At 67.2% G+C, this 23,336-nt stretch carries 23 protein-coding genes and 1 pseudogene; 13 read left to right on the forward strand and 11 right to left on the reverse strand.

Annotated features, from left to right (window positions below; genetic code table 11):
• The 7 genes from AC1DB1_RS06865 to lnt are packed head-to-tail and all read left to right on the forward strand — an operon-like array spanning position 1 to position 7,461.
• A complete protein-coding gene (locus AC1DB1_RS06865) occupies positions 1-1,038 on the forward strand; it encodes a helix-turn-helix transcriptional regulator (RefSeq protein ID WP_477200236.1) in 1,038 nt (345 codons plus the stop codon).
• Positions 1,031-2,005, forward strand: a complete 975-nt coding sequence (locus AC1DB1_RS06870) for a helix-turn-helix transcriptional regulator (protein WP_271178678.1) — start codon at positions 1,031-1,033, stop codon at positions 2,003-2,005. Before AC1DB1_RS06865 ends, AC1DB1_RS06870 begins: the two co-directional genes overlap by 8 nt.
• Before the next feature lie 9 nt (positions 2,006-2,014).
• Positions 2,015-2,365 carry a hypothetical protein gene (locus tag AC1DB1_RS06875; protein WP_477200237.1) on the forward strand — a complete coding sequence of 117 codons (351 nt, stop codon included), beginning with the start codon at positions 2,015-2,017 and terminating at the stop codon, positions 2,363-2,365.
• 4 nt (positions 2,366-2,369) lie between these two features.
• Complete coding sequence (gene tatA, locus AC1DB1_RS06880) at positions 2,370-2,597, forward strand: Sec-independent protein translocase subunit TatA (RefSeq protein ID WP_271178676.1); 228 nt, start codon at positions 2,370-2,372, stop codon at positions 2,595-2,597.
• A gap of 42 nt (positions 2,598-2,639) precedes the next feature.
• Positions 2,640-3,392, forward strand: coding sequence for a twin-arginine translocase subunit TatC (gene tatC, locus AC1DB1_RS06885; protein ID WP_271178944.1), 753 nt, complete (start codon positions 2,640-2,642; stop codon positions 3,390-3,392).
• A gap of 9 nt (positions 3,393-3,401) precedes the next feature.
• Positions 3,402-5,831: a DEAD/DEAH box helicase gene (locus AC1DB1_RS06890; protein WP_477200238.1), complete on the forward strand. Its 2,430-nt coding sequence runs from the start codon at positions 3,402-3,404 to the stop codon at positions 5,829-5,831.
• A gap of 46 nt (positions 5,832-5,877) precedes the next feature.
• Complete coding sequence (lnt, locus tag AC1DB1_RS06895; protein ID WP_477200239.1) at positions 5,878-7,461, forward strand: apolipoprotein N-acyltransferase; 1,584 nt, start codon at positions 5,878-5,880, stop codon at positions 7,459-7,461.
• A 74-nt stretch (positions 7,462-7,535) separates the two neighbouring features.
• Here lnt and AC1DB1_RS06900 read toward each other — a convergent pair whose 3' ends face one another.
• The 4 genes from AC1DB1_RS06900 to AC1DB1_RS06915 all read right to left on the reverse strand — a co-directional run bounded on the left by AC1DB1_RS06900 (position 7,536) and on the right by AC1DB1_RS06915 (position 10,278).
• On the reverse strand, positions 7,536-7,904 hold the full coding sequence (locus AC1DB1_RS06900) for an RNA polymerase-binding protein RbpA (protein WP_271178673.1): 369 nt from the start codon (positions 7,902-7,904) through the stop codon (positions 7,536-7,538).
• A 96-nt stretch (positions 7,905-8,000) separates the two neighbouring features.
• Entirely contained in the window at positions 8,001-8,750 is a 750-nt protein-coding gene (locus AC1DB1_RS06905) for a glycerophosphodiester phosphodiesterase family protein (protein WP_477200240.1), read from the reverse strand.
• A complete protein-coding gene (locus AC1DB1_RS06910) occupies positions 8,747-9,778 on the reverse strand; it encodes an SPFH domain-containing protein (protein ID WP_477200241.1) in 1,032 nt (343 codons plus the stop codon). The genes AC1DB1_RS06905 and AC1DB1_RS06910 overlap by 4 nt, the downstream gene beginning before the upstream one ends.
• A complete protein-coding gene (locus AC1DB1_RS06915) occupies positions 9,775-10,278 on the reverse strand; it encodes an NfeD family protein (protein WP_271178670.1) in 504 nt (167 codons plus the stop codon). The genes AC1DB1_RS06910 and AC1DB1_RS06915 overlap by 4 nt, the downstream gene beginning before the upstream one ends.
• Before the next feature lie 108 nt (positions 10,279-10,386).
• On the opposite strand from AC1DB1_RS06915, the gene AC1DB1_RS06920 reads away from it, so the two are divergent.
• Complete coding sequence (locus tag AC1DB1_RS06920) at positions 10,387-11,157, forward strand: SDR family oxidoreductase (protein WP_477200242.1); 771 nt, start codon at positions 10,387-10,389, stop codon at positions 11,155-11,157.
• The gene (locus tag AC1DB1_RS06925) at positions 11,154-13,151 is read left to right on the forward strand and encodes a S9 family peptidase (RefSeq protein WP_477200243.1); all 1,998 of its coding nucleotides are present in this window, start codon (positions 11,154-11,156) and stop codon (positions 13,149-13,151) included. Before AC1DB1_RS06920 ends, AC1DB1_RS06925 begins: the two co-directional genes overlap by 4 nt.
• A gap of 69 nt (positions 13,152-13,220) precedes the next feature.
• On the opposite strand, the gene AC1DB1_RS06930 is transcribed toward AC1DB1_RS06925, so the two are convergent.
• Positions 13,221-13,853 carry an HdeD family acid-resistance protein gene (locus AC1DB1_RS06930; RefSeq protein WP_477200244.1) on the reverse strand — a complete coding sequence of 211 codons (633 nt, stop codon included), beginning with the start codon at positions 13,851-13,853 and terminating at the stop codon, positions 13,221-13,223.
• Positions 13,854-14,090: 237 nt separating this feature from the next.
• Between AC1DB1_RS06930 and AC1DB1_RS06935 the strand changes: the two genes are divergently transcribed.
• Complete coding sequence (locus AC1DB1_RS06935; RefSeq protein ID WP_477200245.1) at positions 14,091-16,481, forward strand: ATP-binding cassette domain-containing protein; 2,391 nt, start codon at positions 14,091-14,093, stop codon at positions 16,479-16,481.
• A gap of 187 nt (positions 16,482-16,668) precedes the next feature.
• Here the strand turns inward: AC1DB1_RS06935 and AC1DB1_RS06940 are convergent, their stop codons facing one another.
• The 4 genes and pseudogenes from AC1DB1_RS06940 to AC1DB1_RS06955 form a co-directional block, all read right to left on the reverse strand.
• Positions 16,669-17,613 (reverse strand): phosphotransferase, encoded by a 945-nt coding sequence (locus AC1DB1_RS06940; RefSeq protein WP_477200246.1) that lies wholly within the window; start codon positions 17,611-17,613, stop codon positions 16,669-16,671.
• A 160-nt stretch (positions 17,614-17,773) separates the two neighbouring features.
• Complete coding sequence (locus tag AC1DB1_RS06945) at positions 17,774-18,715, reverse strand: SDR family oxidoreductase (RefSeq protein ID WP_477200247.1); 942 nt, start codon at positions 18,713-18,715, stop codon at positions 17,774-17,776.
• 225 nt (positions 18,716-18,940) lie between these two features.
• On the reverse strand, positions 18,941-19,216 hold the full coding sequence (locus tag AC1DB1_RS06950) for an SDR family oxidoreductase (RefSeq protein WP_477200550.1): 276 nt from the start codon (positions 19,214-19,216) through the stop codon (positions 18,941-18,943).
• A gap of 164 nt (positions 19,217-19,380) precedes the next feature.
• Positions 19,381-19,764: pseudogene (locus AC1DB1_RS06955) on the reverse strand (SDR family NAD(P)-dependent oxidoreductase); the annotation flags it as partial.
• A 77-nt stretch (positions 19,765-19,841) separates the two neighbouring features.
• Here AC1DB1_RS06955 and AC1DB1_RS06960 point away from each other — a divergent pair.
• Positions 19,842-20,417: a TetR/AcrR family transcriptional regulator gene (locus AC1DB1_RS06960; protein WP_477200248.1), complete on the forward strand. Its 576-nt coding sequence runs from the start codon at positions 19,842-19,844 to the stop codon at positions 20,415-20,417.
• 2 nt (positions 20,418-20,419) lie between these two features.
• Here AC1DB1_RS06960 and AC1DB1_RS06965 read toward each other — a convergent pair whose 3' ends face one another.
• Complete coding sequence (locus AC1DB1_RS06965) at positions 20,420-21,013, reverse strand: TetR/AcrR family transcriptional regulator (RefSeq protein ID WP_271178652.1); 594 nt, start codon at positions 21,011-21,013, stop codon at positions 20,420-20,422.
• Positions 21,014-21,096: 83 nt separating this feature from the next.
• On the opposite strand from AC1DB1_RS06965, the gene AC1DB1_RS06970 reads away from it, so the two are divergent.
• Entirely contained in the window at positions 21,097-22,050 is a 954-nt protein-coding gene (locus tag AC1DB1_RS06970) for an alpha/beta hydrolase (RefSeq protein WP_477200249.1), read from the forward strand.
• 137 nt (positions 22,051-22,187) lie between these two features.
• On the forward strand, positions 22,188-22,610 hold the full coding sequence (gene arfB, locus AC1DB1_RS06975; protein ID WP_477200250.1) for an alternative ribosome rescue aminoacyl-tRNA hydrolase ArfB: 423 nt from the start codon (positions 22,188-22,190) through the stop codon (positions 22,608-22,610).
• A gap of 17 nt (positions 22,611-22,627) precedes the next feature.
• On the opposite strand, the gene AC1DB1_RS06980 is transcribed toward arfB, so the two are convergent.
• Positions 22,628-23,278: a septum formation family protein gene (locus AC1DB1_RS06980; protein WP_477200251.1), complete on the reverse strand. Its 651-nt coding sequence runs from the start codon at positions 23,276-23,278 to the stop codon at positions 22,628-22,630.
• Positions 23,279-23,336: the final 58 nt, after the last annotated feature.

Consider the following 23,336-nt stretch of genomic DNA (forward strand, 5'->3'; position numbering starts at 1 on the left):
GTGCCTCCGTCCTCGTCTTCGCCTGCTCGCGTGCCCGTCGAGGAGCGACTCTTCAGCCTGGTGCTCGCGCTGCTCGCGACGGAGACCGGGCTGACCAAGAACGAGATCCTCTCGACGGTGCAGGGCTACCGCCAGCGGTACGCGTCGCGCGGCGACAACAGCAGTCTCGAGCGGCAGTTCGAGCGAGACAAAGACGACATCCGCGAACTCGGCGTTCCGCTGGAGACGGTCGAGGCCCCGGGGGACTCCGGCAACAATCAGCTGCTGCGGTATCGCATTCCCAAAGGGGCATACGATCTTCCGGCCGACGTCGTCTTCTCCCCGGAGGAGATCACCCTGCTCGGCCTGGCCGCCACGGTGTGGCGCGAGGGCAGCCTGTCGTCGGAGTCGCGTCGCGCGCTGATGAAGCTGCGCTCGCTCGGCGTCGAGGCGAACGATCCGATCGTCGGCTACGCGCCGCGGCTCCGCGCGAGGGAGAGTGCGTTCGATCCGCTCAACCTGGCGCTCGAGCGGCACACGATCGTGCAGTTCCCGTACCTCAAGCCGGGTGAGAGCGCCTCGCGCATCCGCACCGTCGCCCCGCTCGCCCTCGTGCAGCACCAGGGGCGCTGGCATCTGCAGGGCATCGACCAGGACGCGCAGGGCTCGCGCACGTTCCTGCTCTCACGCATGGTCGGGCCGGTGAAGGTGACCAATCGCACCTTCGAGCCGGACGGCAGCGACTTCGCGGCCAAGGCGCTGGACGAACTCGAGCGCATCTGGGCGCGCAGCGTGGCCGAGATCGAGGTGACCGCCGGCACCGACGCCGCAGCCCGGCTCGGCAAGCGCTACGGCGACGCCGTGCCGGTGGCGCGCGACGGTGAATCGTTCCGGCTGACCGTGAACTACTCCGACTCCAACATCCTCGCCGACCAGCTCGCCAGCTTCGGGCCCGAGGTCGTCGTGCTCTCGCCGGCGCACCTGCGCGACAAGGTGCGGGAACGACTGCAGGCGACGTTCCGCGCGCATGACGACACGGGGGAGGGCACCGATGGCTGAGCGCCGCAAGCCGATGCAGGCTCAGGACAAGCTCGCCTTCCTGCTTGCGCTCGTGCCGTACCTGATGGATCGCGACAGGGTGAGCGTCGCCGAAGCCGCGGAGCACTTCGGCGTCGAGAAGGCGCAGCTGCGCGACGCCGTGCGCCTGATCGCCGTCTCCGGCATCCCTGGGGAGACGAACCAGTACCAGCCGGGCGATCTCTTCGACATCGCGTGGGACGACTTCGAAGAGAACGACCAGATCGTGCTCACTCATCAGGTCGCCATCGACGACTCGCCGCGGTTCTCCGCACGTGAGGCCGCGGCGCTGATCGCCGGTCTGCAGTATCTGTCCGCGCTCCCGGAGAACGCCGACCGCGACGTGATCGGCTCGCTGATGGCCAAGCTCGCCCGCGGAGCCTCGGCGGCGCCCAGCCAGGTGGCCGTCGCGGGCTCCGAGACCGACGAGACGCTCGCGGTCATCCGGGATGCTGTGGCCGCCGGCACCCAGCTCGACTTCGACTACCTCAACTCGCGCGGCGAGCGCGAGCGACGCCGGGTCGATCCGCTGCGCATCGAGTCGATCGACCAGGACTGGTACCTGCGCGGCTGGGACCACCTCCGCACGGCCATCCGCACTTTCCGCCTCGACCGCATCGACGACCTGCGCGCCACCGACGAGCCGATCACCTACCGACCGGGCGACGTCACCCTGCCGGAGACGCTTTTCGAGGGCACCCCCGACGACCTGCTGGTGCAGATCGAAGTCTCGGCCTCTGCGATTCCCCTGATCATCGACTACATCCCCGACGGCGCGCCCCGCGACGAACGAGACGGCCGCGTGCGCACCAGCGTGAGGGTCGCCCACTACCACGGGCTCAAGCGCCTGGTCGCCGGCCTCTCCGGCGTGCTGACCGTGCTCGATCCTCCCGAGGCACGTCGGGTCGTCGCCGAGTGGGCGCGGGCCGGCGCCGAGCGCTACCAGTAGGCTGCGGATATGCCCTGGTGGTCGTGGCTCGTGATCTGGGTGGTGCTCGTACTGGCACTGCTCGGGATGCTCGCGTTCTTCGCCGTGCGCCTGTTCCGCAAGCTCATGGCGGCCGCGGCCGAGGTGAGCGCGCTGGCGGACAAGGCCCAGATCCTGTCGCAGCGCGCCGAGGAGCTGCGAGAGGCGCCGTTCCGGGCGGCCGTCTTCCAGGACGCGGAGGAACTCCGCGAGGCGCGCGAGCAGGCGATCGCCGAACGCTCGGTTGCGCGGCAAGCTCGCAGGGATGCCCGGGTCAGAAGAGGTAAACTTCTGGTCAACGCGGACCCAACCCCGTACACCTACTTGACCAAAAGGACCTGATCCTATGCTCGGCGGCCTCACCGGATGGCACCTGCTCATCATCCTCGCAGTGATCCTGCTGCTCTTCGGTGCGCCGAAGCTCCCCGCTCTCGCCAAGAGCATCGGTCAGTCGATGCGCATCTTCAAGGGCGAGGTCAACGAGATGAAGAAAGACGGCGACAAGAAGGACGAGCCGTCCGCTCCCGCCGGCGAGTCGCAGGCTCCTTCGTCTGAATCGCCCACGAAGCCGTAAGCCGTGGCCTCCGTCAAGCGAGGCAAGAACCGCGAAGGACGGATGACGCTCGGCGAGCATTTCGTCGAACTTCGCAAGCGCCTCTTCCGCTCTGCCCTCGGCCTCCTGGCCGGTGCGATCGTCGGCTGGTTCCTCTCCGACTACCTCCTCAACGCGCTCCGCGGTCCCATCACCGACATCGCGACGCAGCAGGGACGGCAGGCGCAGCTCAACTACGACAGCATCACCGGCGCCTTCGACCTGAAGATGCAGATCGCTATCACGATCGGCGTGCTGATCTCGAGCCCCATCTGGCTGTACCAGATCTGGGCGTTCTTCGTCCCTGCGCTCAGCCGCAAGGAGCTCAAGTACGGGTTCGGCTTCTTCTTCACGGCCGTCCCGCTCTTCCTCGCCGGCGCGTACGTCGGGTGGCTGCTCGTGCCGCACATCGTCACCCTGCTCACGAGCTTCGCCGGGGAGGGCGATTCGTCGATCATCTCGGCCAAGACCTACTTCGACTTCGTGCTGAAGCTGGTGATCGCCGTCGGGGTGGCGTTCGTGCTTCCGGTGTTCCTGGTGCTCCTCAACTTCGTGGGGGTGCTGAGCGCCTCATCGATCATCCGGTCGTGGCGGTGGGCGTTCATCCTGATCGCGTTGTTCACTGCAATCGCGACACCCGCGGCGGATGTGCTGTCGATGTTCCTTCTCGCGATCCCCATGGTGCTGCTCTATCTCGCCGCCTACGGGGTCACCTGGCTGCATGATCGCCGCGCGGCGAAGGCGGCGCTGCGCATCGAGGCCGAGCTGGCGACATAGGCTGGGCGGGTGACCGATCAGCTGTCTCCGGCAGAACGCTACGAGGCGTCCCGTTCCCGCACCCGTCAGCCGCAGCTCGAGGCGTTCCGAGCCGGGCTCCGGTTCGAACTGGACCCGTTCCAGCGGGAGGCCTGCGCCAGCCTGGAGAACGGCAGGAGCGTGCTCGTCGCTGCTCCGACCGGAGCCGGCAAGACGATCGTCGCCGAGTTCGCCGTCTTCCTCGCGATGCGCGAAGCCAATGCGAAGGTCTTCTACACGGCGCCGATGAAGGCGCTGAGCAACCAGAAGTACCAGGAGTTGGTCGACCAGTACGGCCCGGAGTCGGTCGGCCTGCTCACCGGCGACACCAATGTCAACTCGCGCGCTCGCATCGTCGTCATGACGACCGAGGTCCTGCGCAACATGCTCTACGCCGACTCCGACCTGCTGCCGGATCTCGCGTACGTCGTGATGGATGAGGTGCACTACCTCGCCGACCGCTTCCGTGGCGCCGTCTGGGAGGAGGTCATCATCCACCTGCCCGCGTCGGTGCGGATGGTGTCGCTCAGCGCGACCGTCTCCAACGCCGAGGAGTTCGGCGACTGGCTGCAGGCCGTGCGCGGCGACACCGATGTGATTGTGTCGGAGGAGCGCCCCGTGCCGCTCGAGCAGCACATCCTGATGCGCTCCAAGCTGATCGACCTGTTCGACTCGTCCGGCCTCGCGGCCACGAACCGCGTGAATCCGGAACTCGTGCAGATGGCGCGCTACGGAGGCCGCACGCTCAACTCGCGACAGATGCGGGATGTCGGCCGCTACCATTCGCGCGGCGGTCGCGTCGAGTCGTTCCGGATGGATCGCGCCGAGATCGTGCATCTGCTGCGCGAGCGCAACCTGCTTCCGGCCATCTTCTTCATCTTCAGCCGCAACGGCTGCGATCAGGCCGTGCGGCAGACGCTCCGTTCCGGCGTGCGACTGACCGAGCAGCACGAGCGCGACGAGATCCGCGCCATCGTCGAGGACCGCTGCCGCACCCTGCTCGATGAAGACCTGGCCGTGCTCGGCTACTGGGAATGGCTGGAAGGGCTGGAGCGGGGCGTCGCAGCGCACCACGCGGGTCTCCTGCCCGCCTTCAAGGAGGTCGTGGAGGAGCTTTTCCGGCGCAAGCTGGTGAAGGTCGTCTTCGCGACCGAGACACTGGCGCTCGGCATCAACATGCCGGCGCGCACGGTGGTGCTGGAGAAGCTCGAGAAGTTCAATGGCGAGGCCCGCGTTCCGATCACGCCGGGGGAGTACACCCAGCTCACCGGGCGCGCCGGGCGACGCGGCATCGACGTCGAGGGACACTCGGTCATCCAGTGGCAGGACGGCCTCGACCCTCAGTCGGTCGCCTCGCTGGCGTCGCGGCGCAGCTACCCGCTCAACTCGAGCTTCCGGCCGACCTACAACATGGCGGTCAACCTGATCGATCAGTTCGGGCGCGAGCGCACCCGCGAGATCCTGGAGTCGTCGTTCGCCCAGTTCCAGGCGGACCGTGCGGTCGTCGACCTGGCCCGCAAAGTGCGGCAGCAGGAGGAGTCGCTCGCCGGGTACGAGAAGGCGATGACCTGTCACCTCGGCGACTTCCGCGAGTACTCCGGCATCCGGCGTGAGCTCAGCGATCTCGAACGCAAGGGCGCGCGGATGGAGAACGCGTCGAGAGCCGACCGCGACAAGCGTCAGCGGCAGCTGACCGCGTTGCGCAAGCGGATGAAGGAGCACCCCTGTCACCGCTGCCCCGACCGCGAGCAGCACGCCCGCTGGGCGGAGCGCTGGTGGAAGCTGAAGCGCGAGACGGATGCCCTCAGCTCGCAGATCCGGTCGCGTACCGGTGCCGTCGCGAAGGTGTTCGACCGCGTCTCCGACGTGCTGCTGGAACTCGGCTACCTCACGGCTGCCGACGGCACCACGCAGCTGACGGTTCACGGACGCACCCTCAAGCGCATCTACGGTGAGCGCGACCTCCTGGTCGCGGAGTGCCTGCGCCGCAACATCTGGAACCAGCTCGACGCGCCGAGCCTCGCGGCGATGGCCTGCGCGCTCGTCTTCGAGCCGCGGCGCGACGAGGGCCTCGCCCACGATCGCTATCTGCCGCGGGGCGCGTTCCGGCCCGCGTTCGAGAAGACCATCGACATCTGGAGCAGGCTCGACGACCTGGAGCGGGACAACCGTCTTCAGGGCAGCGAGCCGCCGTCGACCAGCCTGGCGCTGGCCATGCACGCGTGGGCGAAGGGGACGAGCCTGAACACGGTGCTGTCGGAGGCCGACATGGCCGCCGGCGACTTCGTGCGGTGGACGAAGCAGACCATCGACCTGCTCGACCAGCTCTCCCTCGTCGCCCAGGGACCTGTCGGGCGCACGGCCCGGCAGGCGCTCGAGTCGATCCGGCGCGGAATCGTCGCCTACTCATCCGTTGCCTAGCGTTCGTGCGGAGATCACCCACGCGCGTGCTCTAGGCTCTGACTCCGTGACCCGTTCCCCCCGCGCGCCGCTGCCGCTCTGGCTCGCCCTCGTGGTGGCCATGCTGGCCGGCCCGGTGCTCGACGCGGGCTTCCCCGATATGGACTGGTGGCCGCTGACCTTCGTCGGCATCGGCATGGTGCTGCTCGCTGTGCGCGGTCGTCGTGCGGGGAGCGCGTTCCTCGTCGCGACGGTGGCGGGGGAGTCCTTCTACCTCGTGCACGTCGCGTGGACCTCCCTGTACCTCGGCCCCGTCCCGTGGGTGGCGCTCTCGACGCTCGAGGCACTCTTCTTCGGGCTCGGCGGGCTGCTCATCGCGTTGGCCTATCGCTGGGTGCCCCGCGCGTGGCCGTCGCGTCTCGGCCGTGTCGGCCTGCTGCCGGTGGTCGTCGCCGGCCTGTGGGTGCTCCGCGAATTCGTCGCGGGCAACTGGCCGTACGGTGGGTTCTCCTGGGGCCGGGTCGCCGAGTCGCAGTCGGAGAGTCCGTTCGCTCCGCTCGTGGCGTGGCTCGGCATCTCCGGCCTGGGCTTCGTCATGGTCTGGCTCGTCGCGCTGTTCCTCGAGCTGTACTTCGCGGTGGATGTGCGCACCGTCTGGCGGGGCGCTCTCGCGATCGGCGCCGTCGCTCTCGTGCTGGTGATTCCGGCCTGGCCGGCGACCACCCACGGCACGACGCGCGTCGCGGCCGTCCAGGGCAACGGGCCCGCCGGCTACTTCGACAACGCCGCGCCCGATGCGGTGCTGAACAGCCAGATCGCCGAGACGCAGAAGATCGAGGACGAGAAGGTCGACATGGTGGTCTGGCCGGAGGGCTCGGCGCAGCCGGATCCGACCAGAGACGCCGACTCCGCCGCCATCCTGGACGCGCTGAGCCGCCGGATGGGCGCCCCGTTCGTCGTCGGAACGATCACGTCGCGGGACGGCAAGTACTTCAACACGTCCCTGCTCTGGAAGGACGGCCAGGGGGCCGTCGACTACTACGACAAGAAGCATCCGGTGCCGTTCGGAGAGTATGTGCCCGACCGGGGCTTCTGGCGGCAGTTCGCGCCGTCGCTGATCGATCTGATCGGGCGCGACTACACGCCGGGCACGCGTGACAACGTGTTCGACATCAACGGGGTGCGGGCGGGCATCTCCATCTGCTTCGACATCGTCGACGATCAGCTGCTCACCGACATGATGAACGGCGGAGCACAGGTCATCCTGGCGCAGACCAACAACGCCGATTTCGGCCAGACGGATGAGAACCAGCAGCAGCTGGCCATCGCGCGGCTGCGCTCGATCGAGTCGGGGCGGTCACTCGTGAACATCTCGACAGTCGGCAGCAGTCAGATCATCGATCCGTCCGGCCGGACGATCTCGAGCATCCCGCCGTTCCAGCCGGGCCACATGGTGGCGGATGTGCCGCTCGGCACCTCGACGACACCCGCATCGCTCGCCAGCCGGGGAGTCGAGCTGCTCGTCAGCGGTCTGGGGCTCTTCGCGCTCGTGGTCGCCTTCGGTTCGCGCAAGCGTCCGTTCCCGGACGTGTCGGTCGTCTCGGAGTTCTCTAACGTCCCGAACGTCCCGAACGTCCCTAAGGCCCCGTGAGTCACGCATCAACGGAGAAAGCCGCTCCCACCAGACGGTGAGAACGGCTTCCAGGGGGTTCGTTCTGCCGGCGCTCAGGCGCCGATCTTGTGCTCGCCACCACGACGGGCGCGCAGGTAGGTAAGCCGCTCCTCGAGGAGTTCCTCGAGTTCGGCGCGCGTCCGGCGCTCCAGGAGCATGTCCCAGTGGCTGCGCGGGGTCTTCACGTCGGAACGGTCGACTTCCACGGGGGAGTCGCCGACCAGCAACGTGGCCTCATGTCCGCAGTGCTTGCACTCCCACGTGTCAGGGGCTTCCGCCTCGGCCGAGAACACCATCTCGGTCTCCTGGCCGCATTCGGGGCACAGGTACGTATAACGGGAACGCGGGGAGTAAACGACGCCTTCTTCACTCTGTAAGCTCTGGGCGCCGAGCCTCATTCCGCGCAAACTGCGATCTGCCATTGTGTGGTCTCCTCTTCGCGCGATGCTTCACTTTTATAAACCAAGAAGCTGGGGATTCTCTTTCCGTGGGCGCGTTTCTCTCAGGCCCCTCACAGGCTAAATTCGCGATCCGACCAGCGATTTCAGGATGTCGCAGCGGTCGGTCACCAGGCCGTCGACGCCGAGATCGAGCAGGCGGGCCATGGTGAGGGGATCGTTGACCGTCCAGACGTGCACCTCGACCCCTGCCGCGTGCAGCGCACGGACCGTTCGCCGGGTCACCAGGCGGAGCGGGCCCTGGCGTTCGGGGATCTGGAGCGCGACGACGCCGTCGACGGCGCGACGCACGATGCCCGGGAGTCCGAGCTTCGCACCGAGGATGGCGGGCAGCACCCGGGTGGCGGACGCGGAGCTGGCGACGCCGGGGAGCGCGTCCGCCGCCGCCCGCCGCCGCTTCTCGTCGAAGCTGGTGACGAGCACCCGATCGGTCGCGCGGGCTGTGAGGATCGCCGTAGCGGCCGGTGCGGCCGAGCGGGCGTCTTTGATGTCGATGTTGAACCGGGCCTCGGGGAAGGCTTCGAGGGCCTCGCCGAGCGAGCAGAAGGTCTGACCGTGTCCCAGGTCGATGCGGCGGAGTTCGGGCATCGTGAGTTGATCGATGCGCACGTCCCTGCCGACGAGTCGCGAGAGATCGGGGTCGTGACTGATCACGGCTACGCCGTCGGCACTGGCGTGCACGTCGGTCTCGAGGTGCGTGGCTCCGGCGCTCAGGGCACGGAGGAACGCCAGGAGGGTGTTCTCCGGGGCCTCGAGAGCGAGGCCCCGGTGAGCGATGATCCGCGGGAGCGGACCCGAGAGGAACGTCACGCCGGGCTGGATGACTCGCTGCCGGCCGGACCAGCGGCCGGCTGAGCCGCTGAGGCCGCGGCGGGCGCGGGCGGACGAGCCGAAGCCACTGGCCCGGTCGTCGAGGCCTCGGGCGCATCCGGCGTCGGCGCGCTCTTCTGGCTGAACGCCTGTCCGAGCCCCTGGAGCGCCTGCGTGAGCTCGCTGGGGATGATCCACAGCTTGTTCGCAGGACCCTCCGCCAGCTTCGGGAGCGTCTGCAGATACTGGTAGGCGAGCAGGAGGTTGTCGGGGTTTCCTTCGTGGATGGCGCCGAACACCGTGGTGATGGCCTTGGCCTCACCTTCGGCGCGGAGCACGGCCGCCTTCGCGTCACCCTCCGCCTTGAGGATGGCGGCCTGCCGCATGCCCTCGGCGTTCAGGATCTCGGACTGCTTGGTTCCCTCGGCGGTGAGGATGACGGCACGACGGTCACGTTCGGCGCGCATCTGCTTCTCCATCGAGTCCTGGATGGAGAGGGGCGGGTCGATCGCCTTCAGCTCGACGCGCGATACTCGGATACCCCACTTGCCGGTGGCTTCGTCGAGGACGATGCGCAGCTGTCCGTTGATCTCGTCTCGGCTGGTCAGCGCCTCTTCGAGGTTGAGGCCACCGACGACGTTACGAAGGGTGGTGGTGGTGAGCTGCTCGACCGCGCCGAGGTAGTTGGCGATCTCGTAGGTCGCCGCACGCGCATCCGTCACCTGGAAGTAGACGACCGTGTCGATCGAGACCACGAGGTTGTCCTCGGTGATCACCGGTTGCGGCGGGAAGGAGACGACCTGCTCGCGCATGTCGATGAGCGGCCGTACACGGTCGATGAACGGGACCACGATGTTCAACCCCGGGTTGAGGGTTTTGTGATACCTGCCCAGGCGCTCCACCACGCCCGCCGTGGCCTGCGGAACGATCCGGATGGCCCTGAACAGGGTGACGAGCACGAAGATCGCGATGATCGCAACGATGACGAACACCACGATCTGCACGACCAATTGGCTGGCGTCGCTCACGACGCACTCCTTTCTGTGACGTCGCCGGCGCCGGTCGCGATGGGCGCCGGAGTGACGACTGCGGTGGCCCCCTCGATCGCGACGACGACGACATGCTCGCCCGGCACCAGCTCGGCCGGGGCCGGGGGAGTGACGGACGCGAGCCGGGAGGTCCAGGTCTCGCCGACGGCGAGCTTCACCTGCCCGGAGGTTCGGGAGACCGTGGAGACGACGACGCCGGGCATGCCGATGAGCGCCTCCACATTGCTCTTGGCCGGATCGCCGCCGCGTTTGAGGGCGCGCAGCAGCGGTGGCCGGATGAGGAAGATCAGCAGCACCGAGAGGGCGGCGGCGATCAGCAGCTGTACCCACCATTCGGCGCCGAACAGCCCGGAGATCAACCCGCCGACGCTGCCGACGGCGATCATCAGGAAGACGAAGTCGAGCGTCAGCATTTCGATGATGATGAAGACCAGGATGAGGACGAGCCACACGATCCAGGCAAAAGACGTGATGTCCATGTCGGCTCCCTTCACTGGATGATTCGACGGTAGCAGGTGCACAGGGCGGCTACGGGTAACGCACTTGGTAGTCTCAGGGACGAGAAACCGATCTTGCTAGGAGTCTTCGTGTCCAACCCTCTCGCCCCCGGCAGCCTCGACGGAAAGCGCGCCCTGATCACGGGCTCCTCGCGCGGAATCGGGGCTGACACTGCGCAGTATCTGGCCTCGGCCGGCGCCGGCGTCGTCATCAACTTCCGAAACAAGGAGGCGCGCGCGCTCAAGCTCGCCGACGCCATCCGCGAGGCAGGTGGAACGGCCATCACGGTCGGCGCCGACCTGACCGACCCCGAGTCGGTCGCCGGCATGTTCGACACGGTGAAGGAGGAGTGGGGCGGTCTCGACGTGCTCGTGCTGAACGCCTCCGGCGGCATGGAGTCGGGTATGGCCGAGGACTACGCCATGCAGCTCAACCGCGACGCGCAGTTGAATGTGCTGAACGCCGCGCTGGCGCTGCTCGGCCCCGGCTCCCGTGTTGTGTTCGTCACCAGTCACCAGGCGCACTTCATCACGACGACCGAGACCATGCCCGAATACGAGGCGGTCGCGCTGAGCAAGCGGGCCGGCGAGGACGCGCTGCGTGCGCTCATCCCGTCACTCACCGAGAAGGGCATCGAGTTCGTCGTCGTTTCCGGCGACATGATCGAGGGCACCATCACGGCCACCCTGCTCAACCGCCTCAACCCGGGCGCCATCGACGCACGTAAGGAGGCAGCGGGCAAGCTGTACAACGTCAGCGAGTTCGCGGCCGAGATCGCCCAGGCGGTGGTCGACCCGATCCCGGCCGACCACACCCGACTGGTCGGGGACGTCTCGAGCTTCGTGCCGGTCGCCGAATGAAGGCCGTCGATCTCGGGCTCCTCACCAGCGTCTCCGCGCCGACCGTGCACCCGGGCGGCGGCCGCGCCGTCGTGTCCGTGACGCATCCGTCGCTCGAGGCTGACGCGACCGTCGGCCAGCTGTGGACCGTCCCGCTCACCGGCCACGCGGCGCCCAAGCGGCTCACGCGCGGCTTCCGCGATGTCGCACCGCAGTTCTCACCCGACGGGCGGCTCATCGCCTTCCTGCGTGCGGTGCCGAAATCCGCTCCGCAGCTCTACGTGGTGGATGCGGCGGGCGGCGAGCCGGTGCAGGCGACCGACCGCACGCTCGGGGTGTCCGAGTTCGCCTGGGCGCCCGACGGGCGTTCCCTGGCGTTCGTGAGCCGCACCCCGGAGCAGGGCCGCTACGGGACCGTCGACGGCCTGGAGCCCGACGCCGAGTCGCCCCGACGCATCAGCACTCTGAACTACCGCGCGAACGGGGTCGGCTACATCACCGACCGGCGCTCGCACGTGTTCTCGATCCCGGTCCCGGATGTCTGGGGCGAGCCGATCGTGCAGCCGGCGCCGACGGCGGAGGGCACGTCGCCGGCACGCCCGCTCGTCGTCGAGCCGCGGCAGTTGACCGACGGGGACTGGGACGACCACGGGGTCGCCTTCTCGCCCGACGGCACCACCCTGGCCTTCCTCTCGGCACGTCACGACAGCCGCGACGACGACCTGCGTGAGAACGTGTTCCTGCTCACGATCGGGTCGGACGAGGAGCCGCGCGACGTCACGGGCGCGTTCGGCGACTTCTCGGCCGGAGCCGTCGGTTACGGGCTCAACGGGGTCCTGTACTTCAGCGCTCAGGACGTCGGACCGACCGGACGCGACTTCGTCGCCCGCAACACCGCCCTGTTCGCCTTCGACTCGGTGGATTCCGCGCCGCGCCGCCTGACCGATCCGGAGACGGTCGACCTGACCGGCTCGGACATCGTGGCCTTCGAAGACGATTCGGTGCTCGTGCTCGACGCGGTGCGTGGCGGGGTCGTGCTGACCGCTGTCACCTCCCAGGGCGCAGCGCGTCGCCTCACCGACGAGCAGAGCATCGTCAACGGAGCCGCGGCCGCAGGAGAGCTCGTGGTGGTCTCGATCTCCGACGCCACGAGCGCCGGTGATGTCGCTGTCGTCGAGCCGACCGGCCTGCGCCGCCTCACTGACTTCTCGCGCGCACTGCGGGGGAGCGGTGTGATCGCCGCCCGCGAACTTACCGTCACCGCACGCGACGGCTACCAGGTGCACGGCTGGGTGGTCGTGCCCGAGGGCGAAGGCCCGCATCCGGTGCTGCTGAACATCCACGGCGGCCCGTACGCGTCGTACACGGGAGCGCTGTTCGACGAGGCGCAGGTGTACGCGGACGCCGGCTACGCCGTCGTCATGTGCAACCCGCGCGGGTCGGCGGGCTACGGTCAGGAGCACGGCCGGGTGATCCGTCAGGCGATGGGGACGGTCGACCTGACGGACGTGCTCGACTTCCTCGACGGTGCGCTCGAGGCGAACGCCGGTTTCGACGCGTCGCGCGTGGGGATCATGGGCGGCTCGTACGGCGGCTATCTCACCGCATGGACGATCGCGCACGACCACCGGTTCGCGGCCGCGATCGTCGAGCGCGGGTTCCTCGACCCGGTGGCGTTCGTCGGAACCAGCGACATCGGCAGCTTCTTCGGCGATGAGTACACGGGAACGGATCCCGAACTCATCGCGTCGCAGAGTCCGCAGGCCGTCGTCGAGCAGGTGACGACGCCGACGCTCGTCATGCACTCGGCCAATGACCTGCGCTGCCCGCTCAGCCAGGCCGAGCGCTACTACGCCGAGCTGAAGCGCAACGGCGCCGAGGCGGAACTGCTGGTCTTCCCCGGCGAGGACCATGAACTCAGCCGCGGCGGACGCCCGCGTCATCGTCGCGAACGGTTCGACGCCATCCTGGACTGGTGGGCACGGTATCTGCCGAGTTCGCGCAACGCGCTCTGAGCCGCACTCGCCTGTGGCATGACGAAGGCCCCCGCTGCAGAGCGGGGGCCTTCGTCGTACGCCGGAGTGTCAGGCCGTCGCGGGGGTGGCCGCTGTCGCCTTGAGCGTCTCGCGGCCGAAGGTGAAGGCGCGCACGATCCCGATGACGCCGAGCACGACGAGCGCGATCGCGGCGAACCAGAGCAGGAACACGGCGGACGACGCCGGGAGGAAGAGCACGACGATTCCCGCGAGGATGCTGATGATGCCGTAGGTGATGGCCCAGCCCGACGACGAAGCGCGGCCCGACTCGGCGATCGACATGACACCCTCGATGATCCAGCCGACGCCGACGAAGGCGATCGCGACGATGACGAGCGTCACCGCGGCGGCCGAGACGTTCTTCAGCGCGATGATGCCGGCGATCACCAGCAGCACGCCCAGGATGATGTTGAGCGTTCTGAGGCCGCCGCTGATGCCCTTGCTGAAGATGCCGAGGGCGACACGCATCACACCGGAGATGATGAAGTAGATGCCGAGGAAGACCGCCGCGACCGCGAGGGTCTTGACGGGCCAGAAGAGCAGCACGATGCCGAGGACGAGCGCGGCGACGCCGCTGATTCCGAGAGCCACGCGCACGCCGTTGATCGCGGAGCGGGTGAGGTTCTTGGCGTCGAGCGAGAAGTCGTGCAGTACGGAGTCGACCGGGTCTGTGGTCGTCATGATGATCCCCTTCCTTACGGGTCGCGCGAGATGCGACCGTGGGGAGACAGTAGCGCCGCTCGGGGCAGGGGAGCGGGTGATTCCCGGCGTTTCCTGAGAGTTGTATGTGTGCCTCGAACGACGCGTACGCGGCAGGACGCGTCACCCGTAGCGGCCCGAGCACGTATGGAGAAGCGGGTACCGCCCGGTCGTCCGTAGAGTGATCCCGACGGACACCGCACCGACAGAGGGAGACCGATGAGTACGGCCACGACGACCGACGCGCAGGGACATGCGCCGCACGGTGCCGACAGCCACGACGTGATCCGCGTGCAAGGCGCGCGCGTGAACAACCTCAAAGACATCAGCGTCGAGATCCCCAAACGCCGCCTGACGGTGTTCACGGGCGTCTCCGGCTCGGGAAAGAGTTCGCTGGTGTTCGGCACCATCTCCGCCGAATCGCAGCGAATGATCAACGAGACCTACAGCGCGTTCGTGCAGGGATTCATGCCGACGCTGGCCCGACCCGACGTCGACGTGCTCGAGGGGCTCACGACGGCGATCACGGTGGACCAGGAGCGGATGGGAGCCAACGCGCGTTCCACCGTCGGCACCGCCACCGATGTCAACGCGATGCTGCGCATCCTGTTCAGCCGGCTCGGACAGCCGCACGTCGGTTCGCCGCAGGCGTTCTCGTTCAATGTCGCGTCGATGTCCGGCGCGGGAGCCGTCACCTACGAGCGCGCAGGGACCGTCACCAAGGAGCGTCGCGACTTCACGCTCACCGGCGGTATGTGCCCGCGTTGCGAGGGCATGGGCACCGTGAACGACATCGACCTGACCCAGCTCTACGACGCCAGCAAGTCGCTGAGCGAGGGCGCCCTGACCATCCCGGGCTACACCGCCGACGGCTGGGGTGTGCGCATCTTCACTGAATCCGGCTTCCTTGATGCGGACAAGCCGATTCGCGACTACACCGAGCAGGAACTGGACGACTTCCTGCGCAAGGAACCGGTGAAGGTCAAGGTGGGCAGCATCAACCTGACGTACGAAGGTCTGATCCCCAAGGTGCAGAAGTCGTTCCTGTCGAAGGATCGCGAGGCGATGCAGCCGCACATCCGGGCTTTCGTGGATCGCGCGGTCACCTTCACCACCTGCCCGGACTGCAACGGGACGCGCCTGAACGAGGGTGCGCGCTCGTCGCGGATCGCCGGCGTCAACATCGCCGACGCCTGCGCGATGCAGATCAGCGACCTGGCCGAGTGGATCCGTCGACTCGACGAGCCCTCCGTGGCGCCGCTGCTGAACGCGCTGCAGCAGACCCTCGACTCGTTCGTGGAGATCGGGCTCGGGTACCTCTCGCTCGACCGGCCGGCGGGGACGCTGTCCGGGGGAGAGGCGCAGCGCACCAAGATGATCCGGCACCTCGGGTCGTCGCTGACGGATGTCACCTATGTCTTCGACGAGCCGACGATCGGGCTGCATCCGCACGACATCGAACGGATGAACACGCTGCTCCTGCAGTTGCGCGACAAGGGGAACACGGTGCTCGTCGTCGAGCACAAGCCGGAGGCGATCGTCATCGCCGACCACGTGGTCGATCTCGGCCCGGGCGCCGGATCCGCCGGAGGAACGGTCTGCTACGAGGGGAGCGTCGAAGGGCTGCGCGCGAGCGACACCCTCACCGGCCGCCACCTCGACGATCGTGCCCGCCTCAAAGAGCAGGTGCGAACGCCGGATGGCGCCCTCGAGGTGCGCGGCGCGAGCTCCAACAACCTGCAGAACGTGGATGTGGACATCCCGCTCGGCGTGCTCGTGGTCGTGACGGGCGTGGCCGGCTCGGGAAAGAGCTCCCTCGTGCACGGCTCGATCCCGGAGGGCGACGGCGTGGTCTCGATCGATCAGGCAGCGATCCGGGGCTCACGCCGCAGCAACCCGGCCACCTACACCGGGATGCTCGAGCCGATCCGCAAGGCGTTCGCCAAGGCCAACGGCGTGAAGCCGGCCCTGTTCAGCGCCAACTCGGAGGGCGCCTGCCCGAACTGCAACGGCGCCGGCGTCATCTACACCGACCTCGGAATCATGGCGGGCGTATCGACCGTCTGCGAGGTCTGCGAGGGAAAGCGCTTCCAGGCGTCCGTGCTGGACTACAAACTGGGGGAGAGGGACATCAGCGAGGTGCTCGCGATGTCGGTGGCCGAAGCGGAGGCCTTCTTCGGTTCGGGCGACGCGAAGACCCCGGCGGCGCACGCCATCCTGAGCCGATTGAAGGACGTCGGGCTCGGCTACCTGACCATCGGGCAGCCCCTGACGACGCTGTCGGGCGGCGAGCGTCAGCGGCTGAAGCTGGCGACGCACCTGGGGGAGAAGGGCGGGGTCTACATCCTCGACGAGCCGACCACCGGATTGCACCTCGCCGACGTCGAGAACCTGCTCGGGTTGCTGGACCGCCTGGTCGAATCCGGCAAGTCGGTGATCGTCGTGGAACACCACCAGGCCGTGATGGCGCACGCCGACTGGATCATCGACATCGGACCGCGCGCGGGCCACGACGGTGGACGGATCGTCTTCGAGGGAACGCCGGCAGACCTCGTCGCCGGTCGCTCCACGCTGACCGGCGAGCATCTGGCGGCGTACGTCGGCGCGTGAGGCGTTGGGAGCTCGGCCGTCCGAGCAGTGCTCAGTAAGCTGACGACGTGCTGCATCTGGTCGCTGTGAAGCCCGATGGCTTCAACTCGAGTCCGTGGATCGTCGGCGCCGTCCTGCTGGTGATCATCGTCGTGGGCGTCGGCATCTTCCTGCGGCGGCGGCGCTGAGGGCGCGTGTTCCGTCGGTCCTAGGGGAGCCAATGCCGCGCATCGTCCCACCATCCCTGCCGGAGCATGACCCAGCCGATCAGAGGGGAGAGCCACGCGTGCTCGGCGTCGGTGAGCGGGCGGCGCTCGGCGTAGCTCGCGAGGAAGAGACTCTGCGCCTGACGTGAGATCGGCTGCCAATCGTGATACCACGTGCCGAGCAGGCACACGGCATTCGCGAGGTCGACCACCGCGGCGTCGTTCCTCGATTCCTCGAAGTCGATGATGCCGGAGATCCTCCCGTCGGCGTACAACACGTTCGCACCCCGGAAGTCCGCGTGAATCGGCTGACGAGGAAGCTCGGGCAGGTCGACGACCCCCAGGGCGAGCCGGTCGCGCCGGTCGCGGAGGTCTGGGGGAATCGTTTCGGAGTGCCCCTCCGGATACACCCAGAGCTTGTTGCCTCCGGCCACCGGCTGCACATTTTCGAGCAGGTGCGCGTCTGGCCACAAAGCCAGTTCGCTGTGGAGAGCGGCCAAGGCTGTTCCGGCGGCGCGGACGTGCTCGGCGTCTGTGGCGTCCAGTAGGTCACCGGGCAGCACCGGCTGGACGGCGATCGATCGGCCGTCCCGTAGCACTTGGTGGTCGCCGCGGAGGGTCGGCAATGGTGCGGCGACCGGCAGGCCGCGGTCGGCCAGCCAGACCACAAGCGCGCCGCGGGCGGTGAGCCAACCGTGCGCCCCAGCGAGGTGGCATGCCTTGATCACCAGTCGGCCGGCACTGCGGGACGTCACCCAGATCATCAGATTATGAGAGCTCATCACTATTCGGTCGATGCTCGCAACGCGAAGACCGTAGTCGTCGGCCAACAGATCTCTGGCCCAGCGGACGGCGGCTTCGGGTGAGACGAAGCGGAACCTGCGGGCCAGCTCGGCTTGAGGATCGGCGGATTCCCAGAGCATCTCGGGCAACACGGCGGCGGTCATGTCGCTCCTGGCGTGAGTCGGTGGTCGGTTTCAGTACTCGTGAAGCGAATGTTCGGGTCGAGGTCACGATACTGGGCCGACGCGTGACGAGACTCTGGAATCGGTTATTTCGATGCGCTGATAATGCACATTATGTCAGTTCATCTGTATGCCACCGGGTTCACGCGGGAAAGTTCACGCCGACCAATCGCTCCGACAGCTCCCACATCCTGCGACTGTCCTCTGGGCTGACGAGGCGGTTGTACAGCGGCTCTTCGGCCGGCGCGCCGCCAAGGTGATTGAATCCCTTCGGTCCGTAGAAATGCCCTCCCTCGGCATCCGGGCTCGTTGCGGCGTAGACGGCAGGCAACGCCGCGGATTCGGGCGTGCCGACGAGGAAGCCAAGCCGCGACATCGCGCGGATGCTCCTCACTGCCATCGTGTCCTTCGGGCGCCCCATCTGGGGTTGCGCCGCGAGGAGGTTGGTGGGAGTGATTCCGGGGTGCGAAAGGTTGCTCTGAATCCCCCAGCCTTCGGCGACGCTGCGACGCTGCAGCTCCATCGCGAAGAGTCCAAGGGCGATCTTGGAATGACTGTATGACGCGAATCGGTTGTAACCCTTCTCCCAGTTCGGGTCATCCCAGTTGATCCCGTGCTGGTTCGCCGACAGGCTGACCTGGCTGGTCACGTGCGACCCGGCCTCGCGCAGCAGAGGCAGCAACTGCGCGGTCAGGGCGAAATGCCCGAGGTGATTCGTCGCGAACTGCAACTCGAAGCCGTCCTTCGTGACCTGGCGGGTCGGCGGAGTCATCACCCCTGCGTTATTGATCAGGATGTCGATCGGCCGGCCCTCTTCCAGCAACCTGCGGGCAAGGGTGGCCACCGAGGTCAGCGATGACAGGTCCAGCTCGCGCAGGGACAGCTTCGCTTCGGGCGTGCGCGTCAGGATGCTTTGTACGGCCGAGTCTCCCTTGGTCTTGTTGCGGACGGGCATCAGGACCTCTGCGCCGGCGTCGGCGAGGCGGGCGGCGATACTGAGCCCGATCCCGTCGCTGGCGCCTGTGACGAGCGCGAGCTTGCCGGTCAGGTCCGGTACGGCGATCTCGATGGGTGCGCGGGGCATGGAAAGTCTCCTTCAGTGAGCGGGCACTCGCCCGCATGCTCGATGAGAACCATGCTCCGCTTTCCTGCGAACCGTATTCAGAGCTGCGTCATCCAGGGATTTCGAATCCCTGCATACCGATGCCGCAATAGGGTCCTGCCGTGCCCAGGGCGATGAGTCTGCTGCTCGCTTCATCAGAAACCCTGCACCCCATGGTGCGACCGATCTTGGTTGCCGCGCGGTCGATCAGGACTTCTTGAACTCCTGACCGGCTCGTGTGCCACCGTCGACAAGGATGTCCGTGCCGGTTAGGTAACCCGGTGCCTCGCTCGCGCAAAAGGCGAGAACGGCAGCAACTTCTTCCGGTTTGCCGAATCGTTTGATGGCCGAGAACGTGAGCAAGTCTGCAGCGCCGTGATCTGCCTCGAGCTTGCCCATCGCGGTATCGAAGCTGCCGGGTGAAACGGAGACGATGCGCGCTCCCCGGGCACGAATGCTGCAGCTTGCTTGCGGGAGTACCAGATGACGAACGCCTTGCTGAAGCTGTAAGCAAGGCCAGAATGCAGCTTCTTCCCGAACACACGCGACCGCCGGACGATGATCTTCTCGAACGCGACCGGGTCGCTCGCCGCTTTCGGGAAGGCACCCGAAGGAACAAGCACCTTTGGCAAACCGTGGCCTGCGACGGAGGCGACGTTCACGAGAGCATCCCCCTCGGCCGCCCGCGCGAGGAAGGCCTCCGTCACATTGACGGTGCCGATTGCATTGATGTGCGCAACGAACTGGGCTGAGCCCATCTGGGGACTGACGCCGGCCGTGTGTACGACAGCTCGGACGTGGTGATCCCCCGCTTCCGCAAAGACCATCAACTTCTCCACCGAAGCCCGATCGGTGATGTCACACACCGTTCCATAAGCATCGATGCCAGAAGCACTGAGCTCGACGATCGCCGCGTCAATGCGCTCTTGGTTCAGATCAGCCAGAACAATGCGGTGATCAGTTCCGAGGATCCTGGCTGTGGCCATCCCCATCCCGCCGGTCCCACCGGTGATCACGGCAGTCTTCGTCATTTTTCTCCTTTGAGCACGTGCGAACGTATTTACGATACACCTGTCTCGAAATCAAGCAAGCGACTTAGAATCGATTCGTGCCGACAAGTTCCCGAGGGCGTCCGAGGAGTGAGGTTGCTCGGCGCGCCATCCTGACGGCCGCGCGAGAGATCCTCGCCGAGAAGGGCTACGAGCGGCTCACCATTCAGGAGATCGCGGATCGGTCGGGAACGGGTCGGCAGACGATCTACCGGTGGTGGGCGACGAAGGCGCTCATCATCGCCGACCTGCTGCTCGCCGGAGAACTTGACCTACCGTCCGAAGCAGTTCCGGATACGGGCAGCCTGGAGCGGGACCTCACGAGCTGGCTCGAGGCTATCGCCGCGGCCATGCGAGATCCGCTCCAGGCATCCATCACACGCGCGCTCATCACTGCCGCATCCGACGATCCGGAGGAGGCGCGACTCTTGTACTCCATGACTACCGGCCCCGTTCGTCAGAGCCTGGTCGACCGAATTTCGAAAGGCAAAGCCGCTGGGCAACTGCGCGTCGAGGTCGATGAAATCGCAGTCGCGGATGCCCTCATCGGCACCGTTCTCTTCGGGGCACTCACCCCAGGCGCAAACCCCGCCGCGCCAGGTGCCGTCGTCTCAGCGCTGGTCGGGCGCTCGTGACACTAAGGTTCGATGCCTAACCGAATGACCCCCAGGGCTCCCGGAATACGGGCAGCATCATCGCGGCTCACCCCGATATAGACGATGATCGCCATCAACAGGTCGACCACCGCATCGAGGTCGGCGCCCGGGGAGACCTGACCGCGTTTCGCCGCCGCTTGCAGCCGCGCGATGACGTCGGCCCGTGCGGGGCGGGCGAACGCGTTCGTGAGACTCTCCCCCAATGCGGCGTCGGTCGCGCCGATCGCCGTTGCCGCGCGGAGTACCTCGCCATACGATCCACGCACCGAGACCGCGACGGACTCAAGCCAGTTGCGCAGGTCCTCCCACACATCCTCGGTATGCGCGATCCTGTTCTCGGGCACCGAAACGAAGCCCTCCAAAATGGCCTCGGCGACGACTGCAGCTTTGCTCGGCCACCACCGATACAGGGTGCGCTTGGCGATCCCGGTGTCCGCGAGGATGCCCTCCATCGTCATGGCCGTGTAGCCGGCGTTCTCCAGCTGACGGGACGCGGCGGTCAAGACCTGGGCACGCAGTTGCGGGTCACGTGGTCGACCCCGACGTGTACCCGAAGGCTCCTGCTCTGCGCTCACGCCCTGAGAGTATCCCATCAATGCTTGCAATTAGGAGACGGGCCGTATTCAATATGACTGCCGTGACCATCAAAGGAGATGCAATGCCCGAAGACACCGTCATTCCCGTCATTCCCCCAGCCGCCCCGAGCTTTCTCAGTGAAGCGGCCCGGGCTGGACTCGACGTCCCGATCGTTCGAACCCCGTTCCCCGCCGTGGACGATGTCGCCGGCTGGACCACCTACGTCGAGCAGTCCGACGCCTTCGTCGCCGACATGCTCAGTGGGATGGCCTTCCCGATGGAGTCGTCCCTGGAACAGATCGCCGGCGTCCCGACCTATGTCGTCACCCCCTCCGGCGCCCCGACCGGCGACGACTCCCCCGTGTTCCTGAGCATCCACGGTGGCGCTCTGATCATGGGCGGCGGCGACCTCACCAGGGTCATGACCGAGATCTCCGCGCTCAGCTCGCCCCTCGTCCACTGGGCGCCGGACTACCGGATGCCGCCCGCGCACCCCTACCCCGCCGGCCTCGACGATGTCATGGCCGTCTACCGGGCGCTCCTGGAAGTCCGCGACCCTTCCCAGATCATCGTGGGAGGCGGTTCTGCCGGAGGCAACCTCGCCGCAGCTCTGATCCTGAAAGCGAAAGACGAGAACCTGCCCATGCCCGCCGGCCTCGTACTGCTGACTCCCGAGGTGGACCTGACCGAATCGGGAGACAGCTTCACCACCCTGGCCGATGTCAGCGTCGGCCTGCAGAGCCTTCTCGACGTCAACGCCCTCTATGCGAACGGGCATGACCTCACCGAGCCATACCTCTCCCCGCTCTTCGGCGACGTCACCGGGTTCCCGCCGACGCTCCTGATCTCGGGAACCCGCGACCTGTACCTCTCGAACACCGTTCGTATGCACCGAAAGCTGCGCGAGGCCGGTGTGGATGCCGACCTGCACATTTTCGACGGCCGCCCCCACGCCGGGTACGGCAACGCACCGGAAGAGGCCGCTGTGTCCGCCGAAGTCGGAGCCTTCGTCCAGAAGCACCTCCACACGGCCTGACGACCGGCGCAACCCGGGGACCTCGTCAGGCGCGACGGAGGTTCCCGGGTTGGGCCAATCACCGACTGGCGTCGGATACGGCACCTGCTGCTCCGCCAGCTCTCCCCCGTCCGGTCTGGACATGCCACCCTTGATGCATGGACCTCGTCGTGTCACCTGCGCTGACGATTCCGTCGTCTGAACTCGCGTGGCGATTCTCGCGATCATCGGGTCCTGGCGGCCAGCACGTGAACACCTCGGACAGCAGGGTCGAACTGATCTGGAACATCCGCGGGTCGAAGGCGCTGTCCGATAGTCAACGAGCCATACTTCTGTCGCGTCTCGGGCATCGGCTCGTCGCCGGTTCCGTGGTCGTCACGACCTCGGAACGACGGTCCCAGTTGCGCAATCGCGAGACCGCGCTCGACCGATTGGCCGAGATACTCGCTGCCGCGCTGGCTCCGGATGCCGCTCCCCGTCGCCCGACCAAAGCGACCCGCGGATCCGAACTCCGGCGGCTCGCCGCGAAGGGCCGGCGTTCGGAGACGAAGAAGCAGCGTCGACCGCCCTCCGAGGAGTGAGTGCGGCGGACAGCCGACTAGCGCATCGCACTCCCCGTGAGCTCGTGTCGTGAGAACGTGTACACGAAGCAGGAGTACGAGCGTGTTCCCGTCGCCCACTGCTGACTGGTGTTCGGATACCGCAGACCGAGCTGGACGTCTTCGTTCCAGACCGCGACCCAGTCCCAGTTCAAAAAAGGCTCGCAGAGGTCGCTGACCTGGGTGTCCAATGCGTCTGTGCCGGGGAACGCCGCTCCCGACGGCTGAGGGAGCACTCCCCTGGTCAGCAGCTGCGCGATGTGCGGTGCCGAGCAGCCGACCACCGGGTAGGCGTTCGCCCACTGCGAGTCGTAGGTCTGAAGGCAATCACCGGGCTTCACCGAGTCGAACGAGGTCGAGGGAACGGTGGCGACGTGGGTCGGGGTCGGCCGCGGAGGAAGCCCCAGCGGCGTCGGCGCCGGTGCGAGGCTCGGGATGTGCGGCGGAGCCGCCTGGAGTGTCGAGGAAGCGGATGCTCGGGAGTCTCCACCAGGAATTCCGCCCGCGATGAAGCCCACGGCCAGAACGACGGCGCCGACGGCCACCGCGGCGGTGACGGAGGCGAGCAGGATCCAGCCCCGCCGTGACAACCCGTCGTGGGTGGCGTCGTCCGTCCGCTCGGCGCCCTTCCGCGAACGACGTTCTGTCACGTGTGCTCCTCCGCTCCCCTGTCCGCTTCCATCCTGCCCTGAGTGGCTGGGTGAGACC

This window comes from Leifsonia sp. 10N434 (assembly GCF_056394405.1).

Bases quoted from the DNA above. Each gene is read 5' to 3' on its own strand.
- AC1DB1_RS06945 (WP_477200247.1), bottom strand. From the start codon at position 18,715: ATGCCCCGCGCACCCATCGAGATCGCCGTACCGGACCTGACCGGCAAG.
- tatC (WP_271178944.1), top strand. From the start codon at position 2,640: ATGACGCTCGGCGAGCATTTCGTCGAACTTCGCAAGCGCCTCTTCCGC.
- AC1DB1_RS06875 (WP_477200237.1), top strand. From the start codon at position 2,015: ATGCCCTGGTGGTCGTGGCTCGTGATCTGGGTGGTGCTCGTACTGGCA.
- AC1DB1_RS06925 (WP_477200243.1), top strand. From the start codon at position 11,154: ATGAAGGCCGTCGATCTCGGGCTCCTCACCAGCGTCTCCGCGCCGACC.
- AC1DB1_RS06915 (WP_271178670.1), bottom strand. From the start codon at position 10,278: ATGGACATCACGTCTTTTGCCTGGATCGTGTGGCTCGTCCTCATCCTG.
- AC1DB1_RS06870 (WP_271178678.1), top strand. From the start codon at position 1,031: ATGGCTGAGCGCCGCAAGCCGATGCAGGCTCAGGACAAGCTCGCCTTC.
- AC1DB1_RS06930 (WP_477200244.1), bottom strand. From the start codon at position 13,853: ATGACGACCACAGACCCGGTCGACTCCGTACTGCACGACTTCTCGCTC.
- AC1DB1_RS06900 (WP_271178673.1), bottom strand. From the start codon at position 7,904: ATGGCAGATCGCAGTTTGCGCGGAATGAGGCTCGGCGCCCAGAGCTTA.
- AC1DB1_RS06940 (WP_477200246.1), bottom strand. From the start codon at position 17,613: ATGACCGCCGCCGTGTTGCCCGAGATGCTCTGGGAATCCGCCGATCCT.
- arfB (WP_477200250.1), top strand. From the start codon at position 22,188: ATGGACCTCGTCGTGTCACCTGCGCTGACGATTCCGTCGTCTGAACTC.
- AC1DB1_RS06970 (WP_477200249.1), top strand. From the start codon at position 21,097: ATGCCCGAAGACACCGTCATTCCCGTCATTCCCCCAGCCGCCCCGAGC.
- tatA (WP_271178676.1), top strand. From the start codon at position 2,370: ATGCTCGGCGGCCTCACCGGATGGCACCTGCTCATCATCCTCGCAGTG.
- AC1DB1_RS06935 (WP_477200245.1), top strand. From the start codon at position 14,091: ATGAGTACGGCCACGACGACCGACGCGCAGGGACATGCGCCGCACGGT.